Consider the following 530-nt stretch of genomic DNA (forward strand, 5'->3'; position numbering starts at 1 on the left):
TGCCTGCGTGGTAGGCGGCGATCGCCGAAGAGCGCACCTGCCGGGGCCCGGCCTGCGGGCCCGGCTGCCCGGCTCCGGGGCCGGCCCCCTGGCCGCCCGATTGCCCCCTGCCAGGGCGCCCCGTGCCCTGCCCACCCGCCGGCGGCCGGGAGTTGAGCGGTGGCCAAGGCTCCCCCGATGCGCGGAAGCCGCCCGGCGGGAGGAATCCTCCCGCGGCTCCTTGGTCCCGGTACGGAGACGGCGACGGCGACGGCCTGCCCCCTTGCCCGCCGGGCCGCGGCGCGACCGGGCCACCGGGCACGCTTCCCCCTTGCGCACCTCCGCCCTGCGCACTGCCAGGCTGCGCACTGCCACGCTGCGCGAAGCCGCCGCCGAACCCGGAGCCGGGGCCGGGGCGAGGGCCGGCACCAGGGCCGTCGGCGCCGGGGCCCGAGCCGGGCCCAAGTCCTGCCCCAGGGCCGGGCCGCACCCCGCCCGCTCCCCCGGGGCCACCGCCCGGCGCCCGGCCACCGCCCGCCGCCGAACTGCCA

1 protein-coding gene is annotated in these 530 nt (G+C 82.1%); it reads left to right on the top strand.

The genetic code is table 11. The features are described from left to right. Positions 1-310: 310 nt before the first annotated feature. On the top strand, positions 311-530 hold a 220-nt coding region (locus B7P34_RS39185; protein WP_223268627.1), incomplete at its 3' end, for a hypothetical protein.

Source organism: Streptosporangium nondiastaticum (assembly GCF_003011965.1).
Lineage (GTDB): Bacteria > Actinomycetota > Actinomycetes > Streptomycetales > Streptomycetaceae > Streptomyces > Streptomyces nondiastaticus.